Annotated in this window: 18 protein-coding genes and 1 pseudogene; 7 read left to right on the top strand and 12 right to left on the bottom strand. The window is 62.9% G+C overall.

Annotated elements, in window-relative coordinates:
• Window positions 1-55: 55 nt before the first annotated feature.
• The 3 genes and pseudogenes from B0G83_RS27380 to B0G83_RS27370 form a co-directional block, all read right to left on the bottom strand.
• The gene (locus B0G83_RS27380) at window positions 56-502 is read right to left on the bottom strand and encodes a GatB/YqeY domain-containing protein (RefSeq protein ID WP_105510516.1); all 447 of its coding nucleotides are present in this window, start codon (window positions 500-502) and stop codon (window positions 56-58) included.
• Between the two features lie 224 nt (window positions 503-726).
• Window positions 727-938, bottom strand: a pseudogene (rpsU, locus tag B0G83_RS38925) (30S ribosomal protein S21).
• Window positions 939-1006: 68 nt separating this feature from the next.
• Window positions 1007-2224 carry an NAD(P)/FAD-dependent oxidoreductase gene (locus tag B0G83_RS27370; RefSeq protein WP_105510515.1) on the bottom strand — a complete coding sequence of 406 codons (1218 nt, stop codon included), beginning with the start codon at window positions 2222-2224 and terminating at the stop codon, window positions 1007-1009.
• 157 nt (window positions 2225-2381) lie between these two features.
• Between B0G83_RS27370 and tsaD the strand changes: the two genes are divergently transcribed.
• Window positions 2382-3410 carry a tRNA (adenosine(37)-N6)-threonylcarbamoyltransferase complex transferase subunit TsaD gene (gene tsaD, locus B0G83_RS27365; protein WP_105510514.1) on the top strand — a complete coding sequence of 343 codons (1029 nt, stop codon included), beginning with the start codon at window positions 2382-2384 and terminating at the stop codon, window positions 3408-3410.
• Window positions 3411-3500: 90 nt separating this feature from the next.
• Here tsaD and folE2 read toward each other — a convergent pair whose 3' ends face one another.
• The 4 genes from folE2 to B0G83_RS27345 all read right to left on the bottom strand — a co-directional run bounded on the left by folE2 (window position 3501) and on the right by B0G83_RS27345 (window position 7760).
• Window positions 3501-4307 carry a GTP cyclohydrolase FolE2 gene (gene folE2 / locus B0G83_RS27360; RefSeq protein WP_105510513.1) on the bottom strand — a complete coding sequence of 269 codons (807 nt, stop codon included), beginning with the start codon at window positions 4305-4307 and terminating at the stop codon, window positions 3501-3503.
• A 275-nt stretch (window positions 4308-4582) separates the two neighbouring features.
• A complete protein-coding gene (gene dxs, locus B0G83_RS27355) occupies window positions 4583-6490 on the bottom strand; it encodes a 1-deoxy-D-xylulose-5-phosphate synthase (protein WP_105510598.1) in 1908 nt (635 codons plus the stop codon).
• 83 nt (window positions 6491-6573) lie between these two features.
• Window positions 6574-7455 carry a polyprenyl synthetase family protein gene (locus tag B0G83_RS27350; protein ID WP_105510512.1) on the bottom strand — a complete coding sequence of 294 codons (882 nt, stop codon included), beginning with the start codon at window positions 7453-7455 and terminating at the stop codon, window positions 6574-6576.
• The gene (locus B0G83_RS27345) at window positions 7452-7760 is read right to left on the bottom strand and encodes an exodeoxyribonuclease VII small subunit (RefSeq protein ID WP_105510511.1); all 309 of its coding nucleotides are present in this window, start codon (window positions 7758-7760) and stop codon (window positions 7452-7454) included. Before B0G83_RS27345 ends, B0G83_RS27350 begins: the two co-directional genes overlap by 4 nt.
• A gap of 308 nt (window positions 7761-8068) precedes the next feature.
• Between B0G83_RS27345 and B0G83_RS27340 the strand changes: the two genes are divergently transcribed.
• Both B0G83_RS27340 and B0G83_RS27335 read left to right on the top strand, forming a co-directional pair.
• Complete coding sequence (locus B0G83_RS27340; protein WP_105510510.1) at window positions 8069-9175, top strand: aromatic ring-hydroxylating dioxygenase subunit alpha; 1107 nt, start codon at window positions 8069-8071, stop codon at window positions 9173-9175.
• Window positions 9176-9356: 181 nt separating this feature from the next.
• Window positions 9357-10226, top strand: coding sequence for a sulfurtransferase (locus B0G83_RS27335; RefSeq protein ID WP_105510509.1), 870 nt, complete (start codon window positions 9357-9359; stop codon window positions 10224-10226).
• Window positions 10227-10325: 99 nt separating this feature from the next.
• Here B0G83_RS27335 and B0G83_RS27330 read toward each other — a convergent pair whose 3' ends face one another.
• From B0G83_RS27330 to polA, 3 genes are all read right to left on the bottom strand, one after another.
• Window positions 10326-11198, bottom strand: coding sequence for a dienelactone hydrolase family protein (locus B0G83_RS27330; protein ID WP_105510508.1), 873 nt, complete (start codon window positions 11196-11198; stop codon window positions 10326-10328).
• Window positions 11199-11339: 141 nt separating this feature from the next.
• On the bottom strand, window positions 11340-12689 hold the full coding sequence (locus B0G83_RS27325; RefSeq protein ID WP_105510507.1) for an NAD(P)/FAD-dependent oxidoreductase: 1350 nt from the start codon (window positions 12687-12689) through the stop codon (window positions 11340-11342).
• 155 nt (window positions 12690-12844) lie between these two features.
• Window positions 12845-15586, bottom strand: coding sequence for a DNA polymerase I (polA, locus tag B0G83_RS27320; RefSeq protein WP_105510506.1), 2742 nt, complete (start codon window positions 15584-15586; stop codon window positions 12845-12847).
• Between the two features lies 1 nt (window position 15587).
• Here polA and B0G83_RS27315 point away from each other — a divergent pair, with 1 nt between their 5' ends.
• A complete protein-coding gene (locus B0G83_RS27315) occupies window positions 15588-16331 on the top strand; it encodes a TIGR00730 family Rossman fold protein (protein ID WP_074766765.1) in 744 nt (247 codons plus the stop codon).
• Window positions 16332-16422: 91 nt separating this feature from the next.
• On the opposite strand, the gene B0G83_RS27310 is transcribed toward B0G83_RS27315, so the two are convergent.
• The gene (locus B0G83_RS27310) at window positions 16423-17340 is read right to left on the bottom strand and encodes a transcriptional regulator GcvA (protein WP_105510505.1); all 918 of its coding nucleotides are present in this window, start codon (window positions 17338-17340) and stop codon (window positions 16423-16425) included.
• Window positions 17341-17437: 97 nt separating this feature from the next.
• On the opposite strand from B0G83_RS27310, the gene B0G83_RS27305 reads away from it, so the two are divergent.
• Together B0G83_RS27305 and B0G83_RS27300 are read left to right on the top strand one after the other, a co-directional pair.
• Window positions 17438-18007, top strand: a complete 570-nt coding sequence (locus B0G83_RS27305) for a chromate transporter (RefSeq protein ID WP_105510597.1) — start codon at window positions 17438-17440, stop codon at window positions 18005-18007.
• Window positions 18004-18534, top strand: a complete 531-nt coding sequence (locus B0G83_RS27300) for a chromate transporter (protein WP_105510504.1) — start codon at window positions 18004-18006, stop codon at window positions 18532-18534. The genes B0G83_RS27305 and B0G83_RS27300 overlap by 4 nt, the downstream gene beginning before the upstream one ends.
• Before the next feature lie 34 nt (window positions 18535-18568).
• Here the strand turns inward: B0G83_RS27300 and B0G83_RS27295 are convergent, their stop codons facing one another.
• The gene (locus B0G83_RS27295; RefSeq protein WP_105510596.1) at window positions 18569-20095 is read right to left on the bottom strand and encodes an AMP nucleosidase; all 1527 of its coding nucleotides are present in this window, start codon (window positions 20093-20095) and stop codon (window positions 18569-18571) included.
• A 200-nt stretch (window positions 20096-20295) separates the two neighbouring features.
• Here B0G83_RS27295 and B0G83_RS27290 point away from each other — a divergent pair, with 200 nt between their 5' ends.
• Entirely contained in the window at window positions 20296-20691 is a 396-nt protein-coding gene (locus B0G83_RS27290) for a hypothetical protein (protein ID WP_035561139.1), read from the top strand.
• Window positions 20692-20694: the final 3 nt, after the last annotated feature.

Raw genomic sequence — 20694 nt, 5'->3', positions numbered from 1 at the left:
AACGCCGCGCGCGCCGCCCGTCGAGCGACGGTGCGCGCAGACGCGATAGACAAAATTACTTCGCGAGCGCGGCCTTGACCTGCGCCGAAACGGCGGTCATGTCGGCACGGCCGGCCAGCTTCGGCTTCAGCACGCCCATCACCTTGCCCATGTCCTGCGGGCCCGCAGCGCCGGTTTGCGCGACTGCGGCCTGCACTTCGGCAACGATCTCCGCTTCGGACATCTGCTCCGGCATATACGCGGACAGAATCGCCAATTCGGCCTTTTCCTTGTCGGCCAGATCCGTGCGGCTGGCGGCTTCGAACTGACTGATCGAGTCTTTGCGCTGCTTGATCATTTTGTCGATGACAGCAGTGATCGCGGCGTCGTCGAGCGTGACGCGCTCGTCGACTTCGCGTTGCTTGATCGCGGCGAGCAGCAGGCGGATCGTGCCGAGACGCTCGGTTTCACGGGCCCGCATGGCGGCTTTCATGTCGTCGTTGATCTGGTCCTTGAGGCTCATCACTCACCTGAATGCGTTGGAATTTGAAAATCCGGCAGGTCCGACTGCATCAACACGAATACCCGCTTGGGACTGCTTCCTCAAGCGGGTTGGCGCGGTATGCGTAATGTATGCGACCCTGCCGGCTGGCCCAAAGGGGCCGTGTTTTCCGTGATGGCGCCTGCAGCGCCCTCACCGGTTGGATGTCGCCGCTCCGTTCGACGGGAACCGCGGCAACGCCAGAATCAGTAGAACTTTTTTGGCAGCATCTGACTACGCAGATGCTTGAATGACGCTTCACCGCAGCCGCTTTCTTGCGCTTGCGCTAAGCCGTAGGCTTTTCGTAAAACTCGCGAGCGCGAAGTTCCGTCAACAAGCCGGTTTTCTCCATGGGGCGCTTGAAACGGCGCATGGCAACTTCAAACGGCTCGTTGTCTTTTACGCGGATGGTCGTCATTTTTCAATAACGGAACTTTGTAAAGGTTCAGGAGTATAGCAGAGCTTTGTCACAAAGCTAATGCGCCGTCAAGCCCCCTGAACGTACTCTGCGGCGGCCTGTCCAGCCGCCACGCCCGACGCCCACGCCCATTGGAAATTGTAGCCGCCGAGCCAGCCGGTCACGTCGACCGCCTCGCCGATGAAGTACAAACCCGGCGCACGCGCGCTCATCATCGTCGCCGACGACAGGTCGCGCGTGTCCACCCCGCCGCGTGTCACTTCGGCTTTGCGGTAGCCTTCGGTGCCGTTGGGCGTGAGGGTCCAGCGCGACAGGGCTTCGCCGACACGTCGCAGGGTCTTGTCCGGCAGATCGGCGACGCGCGCGTCGGCGGGAATCTGGTGGGTTTCCAGCCAGACGTGCGCAAGACGCTGCGGCACCCATTCCGATAGCAGATTGGCGATCTGCCGCTTCGTGCCGGTTTTGGCTTCCAGCAACGCGGAGGTGGCGTCGTGCCCCGGCAGCAGATTGATATGGATCGGCTCGCCGGGCTGCCAGTAGCTCGAAATCTGCAGCACGCCCGGGCCGGACAGGCCGCGATGCGTCAGCAGCAGATCTTCGTCGAATTCCGCGCCGGTCTTCTTGTTGCCCGTCGCGAGTTGCACTTCCAGCGATACGCCCGAAAGCGCCGCGAACGGCTCCCAGTCGGACGCGGCGAAGGTCAGCGGGACCAGCGCCGGGCGCGTGTCGATCAGCTTGTGGCCGAATTGCCTGGCGACACGGTAAGCGAAATCCGTCGCGCCGATCTTGGGGATCGACAGACCGCCGGTCGCGATCACCAGCGCATGCGCCGTGATCGGGCCCGACAGGGTGTCGAGCGCGTAGCGGCCGTCCGCGTCCTGGCGGACCTGCTCGACCGACAACGGCGTGCGCCACGCGACACGGCCCGCGTCGCACTCGGCCTTCAGCACGTCGATGATGGCGTCGCTCGACTGGTCACAGAAGAGCTGCCCTTTGTGCTTCTCGTGCCACGTCACATGGTGCCGCTTGAGCAGCGCCATGAAGTCGCGCGGCGTATAGCGCGCCAGCGCCGAGCGGCAAAAATGCGGGTTGGCCGACAGGTAATTGGCCGGGCCGGCATACAGATTGGTGAAGTTGCACCGGCCGCCGCCGGAAATGCGGATTTTTTCCGCGAGACGCTGCGAGTGGTCGATCAGCACCACGCGACGGCCGAGTTGCCCGGCCACGGCCGCGCACATCATGCCGGCCGCGCCTGCGCCGATTACCGCGATATCGAAGGATTCCATGGGGCCGCATTGTACCTGCGCGTCTGCGGCGGCTTGTCGGCACTGCTATACTTTCAGGCTTGGCTTTTCATTTTCTCGGCCGCGTGCCTGACGGTCCCTGCGCGTCGTATTTGCAGTGTCACGCACGGCCGTGGCCGTTCAAACCCAACCATCCATCATGCTCGTTCTCGGCATCGAAAGCTCCTGCGACGAAACCGGTCTCGCGCTCTACGACACAGAGCGCGGCCTGCTCGCGCACGCGCTGCATTCGCAAATCGCGATGCACCGGGAATACGGCGGCGTGGTGCCGGAACTGGCGTCGCGCGACCACATCCGGCGGGCGCTGCCGTTGCTGGAAGAAGTGATGGACCGGGCCGGCGCGGTGCGCGGCGACATCGACGCGATCGCCTACACGCAAGGGCCGGGCCTCGCGGGTGCGCTGCTGGTCGGCGCGAGCGTGGCCAATTCGCTGGCCATGGCGTGGGACAAGCCGACTATCGGCATCCACCATCTCGAAGGGCATTTGCTGTCGCCGCTGCTGGTGGACGAGCCGCCGCCGTTTCCGTTTGTCGCGCTGCTGGTGTCGGGCGGACACACGCAACTCATGCGCGTGACGGACGTCGGTGAGTACGAAACGCTCGGCGAGACATTGGACGACGCGGCCGGCGAAGCCTTCGACAAAACCGCCAAGCTGCTCGGACTCGGTTATCCCGGCGGCCCGGAAGTGTCGCGCATGGCCGAATTCGGCACGCCCGGCGCGGTGGTACTGCCGCGCCCCATGCTGCATTCCGGCGACCTGGATTTCAGCTTCAGCGGGTTGAAAACCGCCGTGCTCACGCAGGCAAAAAAACTCGGCGGCGCGAATATCTGCGAGCAGGCAAAAGCCGATCTGGCGCGCGGTTTCGTGGACGCAGCGGTCGAAGTGCTGGCGGTGAAGTCGCTGGCCGCACTGAAAAAGACCAAGTTGAACCGCTTGGTGGTGGCTGGCGGCGTGGGCGCCAATCGGCAACTGCGCGAGGCGCTTTCCGCCGCGGCGAAGAAGCGCAATTTCTATGTGCATTACCCGGATTTGTCGCTGTGCACGGACAACGGCGCGATGATTGCGCTAGCCGGCGCGTTGCGGTTGCAACGCTGGCCGGATCAGTCGGGCAAAGACTACGCGTTCACGGTGAAGCCGCGCTGGGATCTGACGTCGCTCGCACGCTGAACTCGGAAGTGCTAAAGCTCAGCGCATGTAAAAAAGCCGCTCACGTAGAGCGGCTTTTTCGTTGGCGACCAGCGTGGGCTGATAAACGTATCAAACCGCCCGCTTATCCCGCTCGATCACAGCGTACGCACTGTGATTGTGAATCGACTCGAAGTTCTCCGCTTCGAGCACATACGCGACGATCCGCTCGTCCGCATTCAGACGTTGCGCGACGTCGCGCACCAGATCCTCGACGAATTTCGGATTCTCGTAGGCGCGCTCGGTGACGAACTTCTCGTCCGGGCGCTTCAGCAGGCCCCACAGTTCGCACGACGCTTCTTCTTCAGCGATACGAACCAGTTCCTCGACGGCCACGTCGCCGGCCAATTCGGCGTTGATCGTGACATGCGAGCGCTGGTTGTGCGCGCCGTACTGCGAGATCTTCTTCGAGCACGGGCACAGGCTCGTGACCGGCACCAGCACCTTCAAGAACAGACGCGTCGCGCCGTTGCGGGTCTCGCCGGTCAACGTGACTTCGTAGTCCAACAGGCTTTGCACACCCGACACCGGCGCGGTCTTGTTGACAAAATACGGGAACGACACTTCGATACGGCCCGCCTCGGCCTCGAGCTTCTCCAGCATCGCGGCGAGCATTGCGCGGAACGTGGCCGACTCGAGCGGCGCCTTGTTCTCTTCAAGCAACGCAACGAATCGCGACATATGCGTGCCCTTCTGGTCAGCGGGCAGATGCACGTCGAGATTCCACGTGCCAATCGTCGGCTGGACGTCGCCGCCTTGCGTGCGCACCGTCAACGGATGCCGCACAGCCTTCACGCCGACCCGCTGAATCGGGATCTGACGCGTATCGGGCGTGCTTTGCACGTCGGGCATCACAAAGGCGGGATTCATCTGATTCATTGTCTTGTCCTTTCCAGAAAACGCCGGGCCGCGCAGGTTTTTCGCTCCGCAGGAAGTCACCTTGGAAGGCTGCCGCGGATTGTCGCGAATCGACAGTTCGGAGGCGCTCGGCGGCCGTGCGGATCAGGTCGCGCAACGGCGAACGCCGGCCCCGGCCGGCGTTGGATGATGGGCCCGAAGGCCCATCGATTCAAGTTGGAGATTGCTATGGCCGCGATAGCAGCGCGGCTCGGACAGCAAACTGCGCCGCCTGATACGACGCTCAATGTAACGCTTTAAGCGACGCGCTTCACCGACGACTGACCGCCGACCGCGCCGCTCGACAGAAAGCGTTCGCGAATCGACTTGGCGATGCCCGCGGCGTCGAGACCGCACGCGACGAGCAGCTTGCCCGGATCGCCGTGATCGATGAACTGATCGGGCAGGCCCAATTGCAATACCGACCGCAATACACCGCTTTCAAGCAGCGCTTCGACGCAGGCTGAACCCGCGCCGCCCATCACGCAGCCTTCTTCGACGGTGACGATGGCGTCGTGCGTTTCGGCGAGCTGGCGGACCAGATCCGCGTCCAGCGGCTTCACGAAGCGCATGTTCGCGACGGTAGCGTCCAGTTGCTCAGCCGCGGCAAGCGACGGCGCGACCATCGTGCCGAACGCCAGAATCGCGATCCGCTTGCCTGCAGGCTGCGAAGTCTCGCGACGGATCTCGCCCTTGCCGATCGGCAGCGCAGCCATCTGCTTGACGGTTGCGACACCCGTGCCCGCGCCGCGCGGATAGCGGACGGCTGTCGGGTTCGGTTGCTGCAACGCCGTGTACAGCATCTGACGGCATTCGTTTTCGTCCGACGCGGCCATCACCGTCATGTTCGGAATGCAGCGCAGGAACGCCAGGTCGTAAGCACCCGCGTGCGTGGCGCCGTCGGCACCGACCAGACCCGCACGGTCGATGGCGAACACCACCGGCAGATTTTGCAGCGCGACGTCGTGGATCAACTGATCGTAAGCACGTTGCAGGAAGGTCGAGTAAATCGCGACCACCGGCTTCATGCCGTCCGCGGCCAGGCCGCCGGCGAACGTCACCGCGTGCTGCTCGGCGATACCGACGTCGAAGTAACGTTCCGGGAAGCGCTTCTCGAACTCGACCATGCCCGAGCCCTCACGCATGGCCGGCGTGATGCCCACCACGCGCGGATCGAGCTCGGCCGCGTCGCACAGCCATTCGCCGAACACCTGCGTGTAGGTTTTCTTCGACGGCGTGGTAGCCGGCTTGATGCCTTCCGCCGGATTGAATTTGCCCGGGCCGTGATACAGCACCGGATCGGCCTCGGCCAGCTTGTAGCCCTGGCCCTTCTTCGTCACGACGTGCAGGAATTGCGGACCACGCAGTTCCTTGATGTTCTGCAGCGTCGGGATCAGCGAATCGAGGTCGTGACCGTCGATCGGGCCGATGTAGTTGAAGCCGAACTCTTCGAACAGCGTGGCCGGCACGATCATGCCCTTCGCGTGCTCTTCGAGCTTGCGGGCGAGATCGAGCATGGGCGGCGCGACGCGCAGCACGCGTTCGACACCGGCGCGCGCGGCGGCGTAGAAGCGGCCCGACATCAGACGCGCCAGATGGCGATTCAGCGCGCCGACCGGCGGCGAAATCGACATGTCGTTGTCGTTCAGGATCACCAGCAGCGGCACGTCGTCTTCGACGCCGGCGTTGTTCAGCGCCTCGAAGGCCATGCCGGCCGTCATCGCGCCGTCGCCGATCACGGCGATGCCCGTGCGGTTTTCGCCCTGCAGCTTGCTCGCGATCGCCATGCCGAGCGCAGCCGAAATCGACGTGCTGGAGTGCGCGGTGCCGAAGGTGTCGTATTCCGACTCGTCACGCTTCGGGAAGCCCGAGATACCGCCGAGCTGACGCAGCGAGTGCATTTGGTCGCGGCGGCCGGTCAGGATCTTGTGCGGATAGGTTTGATGGCCGACGTCCCAGACGATCCGGTCACGCGGCGTGTCGAACACATAGTGCAGCGCAATGGTCAACTCGACCGTGCCGAGGTTGGACGAAAGATGGCCGCCCGTTTGCGATACGCTGTCGAGCACAAAGGCGCGCAACTCGTCGGCAAGCGGTTGCAGTTGGCGGCGATCGAGGCGGCGCAAGGCCGCCGGGTCGTCGATGGTTTTCAGCAAGTCGTACATCGTCGTTCCATTGTAGGAAAACTTACGCGCCCGCACTTCATACATGCACCTGGGGAAAGATGCGCGGCGGCGGGCTTTCGCGTTCAGCTAACCCGGTTCACCACCAGGTCGGCCAATTCGGCAAGACGCTGCGCGCGTGCGCCAAACGGCGCCAGTGCAGCATGAGCGTCGCTACGCAGCTGTGCCGCGAGCGTGCGCGAGGCGTCGAGCCCAATAATCGACACGTAGGTCGGCTTGCCGTCCTTCGCGTCTTTACCTGCGGTCTTGCCGAGCGTCGCGGAGTCGGTCGTGACGTCGAGAATATCGTCGACGACCTGAAACGCGAGGCCGACAGCGGCCGAATACGCGTCCAGCGAACGCATCGCGTCCGCCGACGGCGTCTCGCCTGCCAGCGCGCCCATGCGCACCGCGGCGCGCAGCAACGCGCCGGTTTTCATGCGGTGCATGGTTTCGAGCTGGCTGCGCGTCAGCGTATGGCCGACGCTGTCCAGGTCGATCGCCTGACCGCCGCACATGCCGATCGAGCCGCTCGCCAACGCCAGTTCACGCACGAGCGAAGCCTGCTGCGCCGGCGCCAGAACGTCCGACGTCAACGCGACGAACGCCTGCGACTGCAGTGCGTCGCCGACCAGCAGCGCCGTGGCTTCGTCGTACTGGACGTGCACCGTGGGCTTGCCGCGCCGCAGCGCGTCGTCGTCCATGCAGGGCATGTCGTCGTGCACAAGCGAATACACGTGGATCATTTCCAGCGCCGCCGCCGCCGCATCGAGGCATTCGGCGCGCGCGCCGGTCAGCTCGCCGGCCGCGTGGCACAGCAACGGGCGAACCCGCTTGCCGCCGCCCAAGACCGCATAGCGCATGGCTTCATGCAGTTTGGCCGGCTCGGTGGTCTCGGTCGGCAGGTAGTGTTCCAGTGCCGTTTCGACGCGCTCGAGTACCGAGCGCATCCATGGTTCGAATGTCATAGGTCGTCCCCGCTCTCAGTAGCGGCTGTGCCTGCGCTATTCATGGGCAGCAGTTTGAGCGTCTCACCGTCGAGCACGCGCACTTGCTGCTCGACCTTTTCGAGCTGTTGCTGACAAAACGCCACGAGCGCGGCGCCGCGCCGGTAGGCGGTCAGCGACTCCTCGAGGCTGAGATTGCCGCTTTCCATGCGTGCCACCAGCCCTTCCAGTTCCGCCTGGGCGGCCTCGTAGTTCTCGGGCAGCGGCGTGGTGTCGACGCCTTCAGCTGGCGCGGCAGCAGCCTCTTTCGATGCGGTCTTCGCCATGAATAGTCGCAAAATTAAAACAAGTCGGACATTCTACGGCAAAAGCGACATTTCCGATCCGCTCGCCACCCTGCGCTGAGCCTTTCCCCTACGTTAACCCTCCGCTTGCCCTGCACGCGCCACCCGAGTGTCGCAGAAAAGAATCCTTGGGTCAGCGCCAAAAAACCACGAACTTCTTCGACATTTTTGATCCAAATGAACTACTTACGTGCCCCGGACCAGGGGAACCGGGTATAATCGCCGGCTCCCTAAATCGAATCTTCGATGGTTGGGTTGTTCACTGCTTTCACGTCTTCACGGGAGTGGGAATGTCCAATCTGAGCAATGCATTGCAGTTGCGGTCTGTCCACAGCCAGCTGCCAGTCACGGCTTACTTTGACGAAGCGCTTCTAACGCGCGAAATCGAAACCCTTTTCAAAAAAGGTCCTCGTTACATCGGCCACGATCTCATGGTGCCCGAAGCGGGGAATTATTTTGCCTTGCCCAGCGAGAGCGAGGGGCGCGTGCTCGTCCGTAACCAGCAGTCGCAAGTCGAACTGCTGTCGAACGTATGCCGCCACCGGCAAGCCATCATGCTCAACGGCCGCGGCCAGACGGAGAATATCGTCTGCCCGCTGCATCGCTGGACGTACGACCTGAACGGTCAGCTCCTCGGCGCGCCGCATTTCGCGGACAACCCGTGTCTGAATCTGGGCGCCACGCCGCTGCAGAACTGGCAGGGCCTGCTGTTCGAAGCGCAGGGGCGTGACGTCGCGCGCGATCTTGCACGCCTTGGTCCCAGCCAACACTTCGATTTTTCGGGCTTCATGTTCGATCACGTCGAAGTGCACGAGTGCAACTACAACTGGAAGACCTTTATCGAGGTCTATCTGGAGGATTACCACGTCGCGCCGTTCCATCCGGGCCTCGGCAGCTTCGTCAATTGCGACGATCTGACGTGGGAATTCGGCGACTGGTACAGCGTCCAGACCGTTGGTGTGCACAAGGATCTCGAGCAGCCGGGCAGCCCGACGTACCGTAAGTGGCACGACGAGGTGCTGCGCTTCCGCGGCGGCAACCCGCCCGAATTTGGCGCGATCTGGATGGTGTACTACCCGGGCATCATGATCGAGTGGTATCCGCACGTGCTGGTGGTGTCGTGGTTGATTCCGCGCGGGCCGCAGAAAACCACCAACGTGGTGGAGTTCTATTACCCTGAGGAAATCGCGCTATTCGAACGCGAGTTCGTCGAGGCCGAGCGCGCCGCCTATATGGAAACGGCCAGCGAAGACGACGAAATCGCCGAACGCATGGACGCCGGCCGCCGCGCGTTGATGAACCGTGGCGAGTCGCAGGTCGGTCCGTATCAGAGCCCGATGGAAGACGGCATGCAACACTTCCACGAGTTCCTGCGGCGCGAGCTCGGCACGATCTGATCGGCGTTTGAGTAGGATGTGATCCGCTTTAGCTCAGGCAGCGCCAATAAGCAACTCCAAGACAAGGAAAGACGGACTTCGGTCCGTCTTTTTTTGTTTAGACTAACGGGATAGCTCGGCCATCCACTCGCGGCGTCATGCCGCCGACCGGAGCCGCCATCGCCCGTATGAAGGAGACGTCATGCCGCACACTCACTACACCACGCTGATCTCCGCGACGAATCTCGCGGAACGGCTCACCGCTGCGCCGGGCAGCGTGTTTGTCATCGATTGCCGGTTCGATCTGGCCGACACCGAAGCGGGCGAAAAAGCCTATCTGGCCGGGCATCTGCCGGGCGCGCATTACCTGAACCTCGATCGCGATCTGTCGGGGCCGAAGACCGGTACCAACGGACGTCATCCGCTGCCGGATCGCGCGCGCCTCGTGGAGACGCTGGAGTCGCGCGGGCTGAAGCAAGGGCAGCAGGTTGTCGCGTATGACTCGCAGGGCGGCATGTACGCCGCGCGGGCGTGGTGGCTGTTGCGCTGGCTCGGACATGACGCGGTCGCGCTGCTCGACGGCGGCTTGCAGGCCTGGGAGGCCGCCGGTCTGCCGCTGACGCAAGACGTGCCGGCGCAAAATACCGGCGACTTCAAGGCGGCCGCGCCGCTGGCCGTCACAGTCGATGTGCAAACAGTCGAGCGCAATCTCGCCTCGAAGGAACGCGTGGTGGTCGACGCCCGCGCGGCCGATCGCTATCGCGGCGAGAACGAGACGCTGGATCGCGTCGGCGGCCATATCCCGGGTGCGCTCAACCGCTTCTTCAAAGACAACTTCACCGTCGACGGCCGCTTCAAATCCGCGCATACCTTGCGTGAGGAATTCCACGCGCTGCTGGGCGATACGTCGCCGGAACACGTGGTACTGCAATGCGGCTCGGGCGTGACGGCGTGCGTCAATGCGGTGGCGATGGAAGTCGCCGGTCTGCATGGCGCGGCGTTGTACGCGGGCTCGTGGAGCGAATGGAGCGCGGACTCGACGCGGCCGATCGGCACCGGACCGAATCCTTAAGCGGAAGTCGCTGCGAGCTGCCGATTGGTTTGACAACAAAAGCCGTTGCCGCGGTCAAGCGGCAACGGCTTTTTTCATCGTATCGTCGAGTTCCGCGCCTCACGCCACGCCATGCTGCCTGAACCACACCAACGCCCGCCGCCAGCCATCCTCGGCATCGGCTTTCTTATAGCTCGGTCGATAATCCGCGAAAAACGCGTGCCCCGCGTCGTCATACACCACGAACTGCGACCCACGCCCCGCCTGCGGCCCCTGCGCGATGGCCTGCTTCATCTGCTCGAGCGTGTCCTGCGGAATGCTCTGATCCTGACGCCCGTATAAGCCAAGCATCGGCGCATGCAACTGCGCCACTTCGTCGAGAGGATTCGCCGGGTTCATCGCGGTTTTCTGCCCCGTCACGCGACCATACCAGGCCACACCTGCCTTCAGTCGCGGATTGTGCTCCGCATACAGCCACGCGATCCGGCCACCCCAACAGAAGCCGTTCACGCCGAGCCGGTTCAGATCGCCGCCATGCTCGCCCGCCCAGGCGACCGTCGCATCCAGATCGCCGAGCACCTGATCGTCGGGCACCTTGCTGACCAGCTGCTCGTTGAGCTGCTGCATGCTCGTATAAACGGTGGGGTCGCCCTGCCGTTCGTACAGATTCGGCGCAATCGCCAGATAACCCTGCTTTGCAAAGCGCCGGCACACGTCGGCAATATGTTCGTGCACGCCAAATATCTCATGCACGACGATGATAACCGGCAGATGCGTCTTGCCCTTCGGCTGCGCGCGGTAAGCAGGCACCAGCGTGTCGCCGGAGCGCACGGCCACCTCGCCGGCTTCCAGGCCGTCGCTATCGGTATGGATGGTTTGCGCCGACACCGGCAGCACGGCAGCCGCGAATCCGGTGCCGAGCGCGGCTTTGATGAAGGTGCGTCGATTGAAGGGAACGTGCGGGACCAGGCTGTCGATCTCAGGTTTCAGCATGCGGCGCTCCGTGATGACGTCAGATTGCGTAAGGGAGTCATCAGGATACGCCTGACGCGCATCCCGTTGCAGATGCAACGTTCGCGGCGCGAAGGCCGCAGTATCCGCCGCCCTCGCAACCGCCCTTGCCCGCCGTTGCCTTTAGTGCAGCTTGACCCGCGGCAGCGTGGTACGCCGCAACCAGTGTGCGAAAGTATCGAGCACCATCCGCGCGTAGCCGTGCAACGCGGCGATATGCAGCCGGTACAACGACATGTACATGAACCGCGCGAACAGCCCTTCGATCAGCATGTTGCCGCCGATCACCCCGCCCATCAGATTGCCGACCGCGCTGAAATGCCCCAACGACACCAGCGAGCCGAAGTCGCGATAGGTAAATTCCGGCAGCGGCTTGTTGTCGAGCCGCGCGGCGAGCGCTTTCATCAGAAAGCTCGCCTGCTGGTGAGCGGCCTGCGCGCGCGGCGGCACGTTACGTTCGTTGCCGGGCCACGGACACGCGGCGCAATCGCCGAGCGCGAAGACGTTGTCGTCGATCTCGGTTTGCAGCGTACGGCGCACCACGAGTTGTCCCAGACGATTGACCGGCAAGCTGTCGAGCTGGCTCAGAATCGCCGGCGCCTTGATGCCCGCCGCCCACACCGTCAGATCGGCGCGCACGGTTTTACCGCTCGCGGTGCGAATCATGCCGGGCGCGACTTCGGCCACGGTCTCGCCAATCATCAGCTTCACGCCGAGTTTGGTGAGCAATTCGGCGGTGGCTGTCGAAACACGTTCCTGCAAGGCCGGCAAAATACGCGGCCCCGCTTCGATCAGCACAATGCCGACGTCATGCCGCGGATCGAGCTTATGCAAGCCGTACGCCGACAACACCTGCGCGGTGTTGCGCAATTCCGCCGACAGTTCGACGCCCGTCGCGCCGCCGCCGACAATCGCCACCTGAATGCGCGGCTCGGTGGGCACACCCACGTCCGGCACCGCTTCCACAGGCTCATGCACCTGATGCTCGGCGCGCATGCAGGCTGCGATCAGACGTTTGCGGAAACGCTCGGCCTGGCTGACCGTATCAAGCGCCAGCGAAAACTCCGGCGCACCTTTCACGCCGAAGAACGCCGTGGTGCTGCCAATCGCGATAATCAGCGTGTCATATTCGAGTTCGCGTTCGGGCAGCAACTCGGCGCCGTCGTCGTCGAGCACGGTGCTGAGCGTGAGACGCTTGTTGGCACGGTCCAGACCGGCCAGTTCGCCCTGCTGAAACTCGAAGCCATGCCAGCGCGCTTGCGCTGCATATTCGAGTTCCTGCGTGAACGGGTCCATGCTGCCGGCTGCCACTTCATGCAGCAGCGGTTTCCAGATGTGCGTGGGATTGCGGTCGACGAGCGTGACTTGCGCCCGCACACCGCCTTTGTTCTTATGAGGCGCATAGCGATCGCCCAGACGCGTCGCTAATTCCAGCCCGCCCGCTCCCCCGCCAACGACGATAAATCGATGCATTGAACTCTCCGTGTTTGCTGATCGGTTATGCGTCGCACGGCGCGTCGTAACGCGCCGTCTTTCAGCGATTGTCCGCGAGCATCACGGGTTGTCACAAGCTATCAATGCGCATATGTGACATGCGCACGACGATATCGCTTCCCGTCACACCTGCGTCAATGCGCCTCTTCCCAGTTCAGGCCGGCGCCGACCTCGGCGACCAGCGGCACTCTCAGGTCGGCGACGCCGCACATCAACTCGGGCAAGCGCTTGCGCACGTCGGACAATTCGGCGTCCGGCACTTCGAGAATCAGTTCGTCGTGGACCTGCATGATCATGCGCGTGCCGATCTTCGACTCTTCGATCCACTTCTGCACGGCGATCATGGAGAGCTTGATCAGGTCGGCGGCCGTGCCCTGCATCGGCGCGTTAATCGCGGCGCGCTCGGCGGCCTGACGGCGCGGACCGTTGCCGCCGTTGATTTCCGGCAGCCACAGGCGACGGCCGAATACGGTCTCCACATAACCCTTGGCCTTTGCGCTGACCCGCGTTTCGTCCATATAACGCGCCACGCCCGGATAGCGCGCGAAATAGCGGTCGATGTACAGCTTGGCGGCGTCGCGCGTAATGCCGAGGTTCGACGCGAGGCCGAACGAGCTCATGCCGTAGATCAGGCCGAAGTTGATGACCTTGGCCACACGCCGCTGGTCGTTCGATACTTCGAGCGGCGTGACGCTGAAGATTTCCGCCGCGGTGGCACGGTGAATGTCTTCCCCTTGCGAGAAGGCGCGCAGCAACGATTCGTCGCCGGAAATGTGCGCCATGATGCGCAATTCGATCTGCGAATAATCCGCCGACACCAGCTTGTGGCCCGGCGGCGCGATGAACGCCTCACGAATACGGCGGCCTTCGCCGGTGCGCACGGGAATGTTCTGCAGGTTCGGATCGTTCGAAGCGAGACGCCCGGTGACCGCCACGGCCTGCGCGTAATTCGTATGCACGCGACCCGTGCTTGCGTTGACCATGCGCGGCAACTTATCGGTGTAGGTCGATTTGAGCTTCGACAAACCACGATGTTCCAGCAAGATCTTCGGCAGCGGATAGTCTTCGGCGAGCTTTTGCAGCACTTCTTCGTCGGTGGACGGAGCGCCGCTCGGGGTCTTCTTGACGATCGGCAACTCAAGCTTCTCGAAGAAGATCTGGCCGATCTGCTTCGGCGAGCCGAGATTGAATTCGCCGCCGGCCAGCACATACGCTTCGGCTTCCAGTTGAATCAGACGCGCGGCGATTTCGGTGCTCTGCAGGCGCAGTTTTTCCGCGTCGATCAGCACGCCGGTGCGTTCCATCTTGCGCAACACGCGCGAGGTGGGCAGTTCGATATCGCGGTACACGTACTCGAGCGCTTTCTCCGCGGCCACTTGCGGATACAAAGCCTGATGCAGACGCAACGTGATATCGGCGTCTTCCGCCGCGTATTCCGCTGCCTGCTCCAACGCGACTTCGTCGAAACCGATTTGACCCGCGCCCTTGCCCGCGACTTCTTCGTATTTGATCGTCTTGATGCCGAGATGACGCAGCGCGAGGCTGTCCATGTCGTGCGTGCGGTGCGATTCGACCACGTACGATTGCAGCAGCGTGTCGTGCTCGACGCCGCGCATTTCGATGCCGTAATTCGCAAGTACCTGTTCGTCGTACTTCAGATGCTGGCCGACCTTCTTATGATCGACGCTTTCGAGCCACGGCTTGAGCCTGGCGAGCACCTCGTCGCGCGGCAATTGCACGGGCGCGTCCGGGCCGCGATGCGCGAGCGGCACATAAGCCGCGCGCCCCGCCTCGACCGACAACGACAAGCCCACGATCTGCGCCGTCATCGGATCGAGCGACGTGGTTTCGGTATCGAACGAGGTCAGTTCGGCCGCGTTGATCTTGTCGAACCATGCGTCGAATTGCTCCCACGTCTGCACGGTATCGTAGTGCCGCTCGTGATCCACCGACAACGCCGGCTCCGCGTCGACTTGCGGACCTTCCACGACCTCGGCGATTTCCACTTCGCGCAGCCAGGTCTTGAAGCCGTGACGCGCGAACACGTCGCGTAATTCCTCACGCGACTCCGGTTTGCTTTGCAGGCTTTCCTCGATCGACACGATGTGCTCGGTCAGATTGCAATGGCGGTCGACGGTGACGAGTTTGCGCGCCATGGGCAGGAAATCGAGCGCACGGCGCAGATTGTCTCCTACCGCACCTTTGATTTCGTCCGCGTGTGCGACGATGCCATCGAGCGAATCGAACTGCGTGAGCCATTTGAGCGCGGTTTTCGGCCCGCACTTCTCGACGCCCGGCACGTTGTCGACCGTATCGCCGATCAGCGAGAGATAGTCGATGATGCGTTCCGGCGGCACGCCGAACTTGGCGATCACGCCGGCACGGTCGAGCTTTTCGTTCGTCATCGTATTGATGAGGGTGACATGATCCGACACGAGCTGCGCCAGATCCTTGTCCCCGGTCGACACGATCACGTTCATGCCGCGCTGTTCCGCTGCGGTGCTGAGCGTGCCGATCACGTCGTCGGCTTCGACGCCTTCGATCATGAGCAGCGGCCAGCCGAGCGCGCGCACCGCCACATGAATCGGCTCGATCTGACGCGACAGATCGTCCGGCATGGAAGGACGATTCGCCTTGTAGTCCGGATACCAGTCGTCGCGAAACGTTTTGCCCTTGGCGTCGAACACGCACGCGCTATACTCTGCTGTGACTTCCTTGCGCATGCGCCGCAGCATGTTGATCATCCCGTAGAGCGCACCCGTGGGACCGCCCTCGGGTCCGCGCAGATCAGGCATCGCATGGTAGGCCCGGTACAGATAACTCGAACCGTCGACCAATAGCAGGGTCTTACCTTCAAGGCTTCGTTCTTCAGGCATTATGACTAAGAGAAAAGTGATTCCGAGTCTGCGATCACTCGCAGATCAAGAGCGCGCTACGGCTAAGAAGGCCCGCGCATCGTGGCAGATGTTCACGATTATGGCAGAGTTTATCGAGGCGACCGAGTACCTCTCGGAGATTCGCCCGGCTGTCAGCATCTACGGTTCAGCGCGGCTGAAACCGAACTCGCCGTACTACAAACTCGCCACGCAAATCGCGCGCAAGCTGTCGGACGCAGGCTTCGCGGTGATCTCGGGCGGCGGCCCCGGCATCATGGAAGCGGCCAACAAGGGCGCACATGCCGGTAAGGCGCCGTCGGTCGGTCTGAACATCGAACTGCCGCACGAGCAATCGGGCAATCAGTGGCAGGACATCTCGCTGCGTTTCCGTCATTTCTTCACGCGCAAAGTGACGTTCGTGAAGAACTCGGACGCGGTGATCGTGATGCCGGGCGGCTTCGGCACGCTGGACGAACTGGCCGAAGTGCTCACGCTGATTCAAACCAAGAAGTCGCGCCACGTGCCGATCATTCTGGTCGGCGCCGAGTTCTGGGAAGGCCTTCTCGCGTGGTTCAAGAATTCGCTTACGCCCATGGGCCTGATCAATCCGACCGACATGGATCTGATGCAGGTAATCGACGATCCCGACCAGGTACTCGAAGCCGTGCTGAAGTTTTATGAAGACCGTGAAGAGACGGAGCCGCATCCGGCAAAGTCGGACGAAGACCGGATGTTCTATCTGTAAAGCATTGGGTTGTTCGGCGTTCGCTTCGCGCTTTGGTGCGGGGTGAATGCCGCTCGATGCCGCGCAACGCGACGCCATGCATTCGCGAACGCTAACGGGCGGCCGCCAGGCTGCCTGTTTCCGCTATATCGGTCTGATCGCCCTGCGCCTGCAGCCATTCGCAGAACAGCGCCACCAGCGGCGCCTGCGCGACCTCCCGCCTCGCCACCCACCAGTAGCCGCGCGCGTCGATACGCGGGCCGGCCAGCGGCACGACGAGCCGTCCCGAGACCAACTCATCCGCGAGCAACGGCAGCGGACCGAGCGCCACGCCGAGACCATCCACCGCGGCCTGCAAGGCCAGATAGAAGTGGTCGAACGACTGCTTCTTGCGGCATTTCACCGTCACTCCAGCCGCCGACAACCAGTTAGCCCACGCATCCGGCCGTGTGTCGGAATGCAGCAGCACGTGTCGTGCGAGATCGTCGGCGACCTTGATCGGCGAGCGCTGCAGGAGCGCCGGACTGCAGACGGGAATCTCACTCTCGCCGAGAAAATGACCGCTCACGCAGTTCGGCCAATGTGCCGGACCGCGCCGCACGGCGACGTCGAAACTTTCCAGGGTGTCCACCGGCGCGTTCGACGTGGATAGCCTCAGCTCCACATTCGGCACCTTGCGTTGGAACTGATGCAGGCGCGGCAGCAACCACTTCATCGCGAAGGTGGGCAGCGCATTCACGCGCAGCACCTGAACGACGCCGGTGTCGCGCAGTTGATCGGTGGCGAGCGCGATGCTGTCGAACGCGGCCTGCACGGTGGATAGATAGCGGCGGCCGTCGTCGGTAAGACGCACGCGTTTGCCGCGTCGGTGGAACACCTGTACGCCGAGCCAGGTTTCGAAAGCCGCAACCTGGCGGCTGATTGCACCGTGCGTCACATGCAATTCGTTCGCTGCGGCGGTGAAGCTTTCATGCCGCGCCGCGGCTTCGAAGGCGCGCAGCGCCGGAAAGGGGGGAAGGTTACGGGCCATGCTTGTGATTCTAAGTCACAAAGCCAAGCCGAAAAATCGTTTTGCGTGCAGCCGGTTCGGCGTTAACCTGCTGAGCTTGCACTGGAAGCTTACCGATATGGATCACGACCTCACCTCGTCCGAGACCGGCTTGGCGCCGACGCCCACCCTGCGGGAAATTTTCGGCGGTTTTCTCGGCCTCGGACTCATCTCCTTCGGCGGTGCGCTGCCGTTGGCGCGGCGCGCGCTGGTCGAACAACGCCGTTGGCTGAGCGGCGAAGAATTCACCGACCTGCTGGGTCTTTGCCAATTCCTCCCTGGCGGTAACGTCATCAATCTGTCGGTGGCCATGGGCATGCGCTTTCGCGGCGTGCCGGGGGCGCTGGCCGGCCTGCTTGGACTGATCGCGGGGCCTTCGCTGGTGGTGATTGGGCTTGGCGTGCTGTACGAACATACGCAAAACGATCCGCATGTTCGTCATCTGTTTGCCGGACTAGCCGCCGCCGCGGCCGGTCTGTTAATCGCGATGGCGGTGAAGATCGTGCTGCCGTTGCGCGGCAAGCCGTTGGCCGCGCTGATCGCCGTGCTCGGCTTCATCGCGATTGCGATCCTGCGGCTACCGCTGCTGCCGACCATGCTGGTCCTGACGCCGCTCAGCATCTACATCGCATCGAGGAGCGCACGATGAACGACACGCTCATTGCTCTCGCTGTCATTTTCAGTCAGCTTTCGCTGCTCGCGTTCGGCGGCGGCAATACGATTCTCCCAGAGATGCAGCGCCAGGTGGTGGACGTGCATCACTGGATGCCGGCCAGCGAATTCAGCGCGCTGTTCGCGCTCGCGCAGGCCGCGCCGGGACCCAATCTGATGATCGTCACGCTGGTGGGTTGGCACGTGGCCGGTTGGGCGGGGATGCTGGTGACTTCCGTGGCGAAGTTCGGGCCGTCGTCGCTCGTGACGATCCTGGCGTTGCATGCATGGGAGCGGTTCAAAGACCGTCCGTGGCGTAGTTACGCTCAGTTGGGACTGGTGCCGGTGACGGCCGGGATTGTCGCGGCAAGCGCGGTGCTGATCGCGAAGGCGTCGGATCCGACGGCAATTGCCTGGGGCATCACGGCGTTGACCGCTGCGCTGTCGTTGAAGACGCGGATTCATCCGCTGTGGCTGCTGGCGGCGGGGAGTTTGATCGGGTTGACGGGGTTCGGGCAGATGTGAGGCCCGAACCCGCCTGAAGCTTGCTGAGACTAACTTACTGAAACGCCACTTCCGCAAAACTCCGCAGCTTGCGGCTATGCAGCCGATGCAGCCCATTCATCCGCAATAGCTCCATCGCCTTCACACCGATCTGCAAATGCTGATCGACCTGCGCGCGATAAAACTGATCGGCCATGCCCGGCAACTTCAACTCGCCGTGCAACGGCTTATCGGAAACGCAAAGTAAGGTCCCGTAAGGCACCCGGAAACGGAAACCGTTCGCGGCGATGGTTGCGCTTTCCATATCGAGCGCAACCGCGCGGCTTTGCGACAGCCGCTGCACCGGCTCGCGATGATCCCGCAACTCCCAGTTCCGGTTATCCACGCTAGCCACCGTGCCGGTGCGCATCACCCGCTTGAGTTCGACGCCATCCAGTTGCGTGATCTGCGCGACCGCGCGCTCCAGCGCCACCTGCACTTCGGCGAGCGCCGGAATCGGCACCCACAGCGGCAAATCATCGTCGAGCACATGATCCTCGCGCACATAGCCGTGCGCCAGCACGTAGTCGCCAAGACGCTGCGTATTGCGCAGACCCGCGCAGTGGCCGAGCATGATCCACGCATGCGGACGCAGCACGGCGATGTGATCGGTGATCGTCTTCGCGTTCGACGGCCCGACGCCGATGTTGACCATCGTGATGCCGCTGCCGTCCGCGCGCTTCAGGTGATACGCGGGCATTTGCGGCAAACGCGGCGGCGGCGTGCCCTCCTGCGCCTCTTCGCCGAGATTCTCGTTGTACGTGATCACGTCGCCGGGTTCGACGAACGACGTGTATTCGCTGCGATACGCGCGCAGTTCTTCGTCGTCGGTATGGGCCATCATCGTGCGGCCGAGTTTGACGAACTCGTCGATATAGAACTGGTAGTTCGTGTACAGCACGTAGTTCTGGCAATGCGTGGGCGACGTCGCCGTATAGTGCTTCAGCCGATGCAGCGAGAAATCCACCCGCGCCGCCGTGAACAGCGCGAGCGGATGCGGCTCGCCCGGCAGCGGCTCATATGTGCCGTTGACGATGCGGTCGTCGAGCAACGCGAGGTCGGGCACGTCGAACACGTCGCGCATCAGGAACAGGCGCTCGCGATCCAGATCGCCCTCGAGGTGAATGCCCTCGGCGAACGCGAAGTGAATCGGAATCGGCTGCTCCGATACGCCCACTTCGATCTTCACATGATGATTCTTGGCCAGCAAACGCAGTTGCTCGCGATAGTAATTACCGAACAGATCCGGCCGCGTCACGGTCGTCTCGAACATGCCCGGACCCGCGACGAACCCATACGAGCGACGCGAGTCGATGTGCGTGTTGACCTCGGTCCGCACGCGCACGAACGGATAACAGGCGCGCACCCGGCGTTCGAATAATTCGTTGCGGCGGTAGCGCGCGAAAGCGTCACGCAGGAACGAGGTGTTCGCTTCGTAAATCGCCGAAAGGTAGGTGACGGCCTCGGTGGCGTCGTCGAAGGATTCGGTTGGGAAGCTGCTGGCGGGAGTCTGCACCGCGCGTAGATTGGTATCGTTGTTCATCTTCATTCGCCTCGATTGATGCAACGACATTACCACGGAACCCGCGATCGCCAAATGACCTTGCAGCGCGCGCAACCTCTGCCTCCGCAAGCCCGGCAAGATTGCGCGCGCGCCGCGCGAAAGCGGCGCAAAATAAGGCGATCGCGCCCGTAGGCCTGGCTGGATTTGCTAGAATCGGGCCACCAAATTGGAGAATCACCATGAAGCCGCTCCTTCCCGTCGCCGTTGCACTGGCCCTCGCCTTTGGCAACGCCGCGATGGCTGCCCAGCCTGTCGATGACACTCCGGCCCCCGGTGCACCTCAGTCGGCCAATGAACGCGCCGGCTTGCCCGACCTGGAGAAGATCAATCGTCCGGCCGCCGAGGTCAGTTCGAAGGTCGAAATCAATGTCCCGCGTACACCGAGCTTCTACGAAAAAAGCGGCAACGGCACCGAAATCACCGAATACCGCGACAAAGGCAAGCCTGTCGAAATCAATGTGCATTCGAACCTCGGCACGCGCTATCAGATGAGCGCGCCGCTCGACACATCGCCGAAGGTGCGCGACAACGGCCAGGCCAGCACGCGTTTGCCGTCCGTGCATTTGAGCTATTGATGG

It is taken from the genome of Paraburkholderia sp. BL21I4N1 (genome assembly GCF_002973525.1).
In the GTDB taxonomy this organism is placed as follows: domain Bacteria; phylum Pseudomonadota; class Gammaproteobacteria; order Burkholderiales; family Burkholderiaceae; genus Paraburkholderia.
This window is presented reverse-complemented; position numbering and strand designations above follow the sequence as displayed.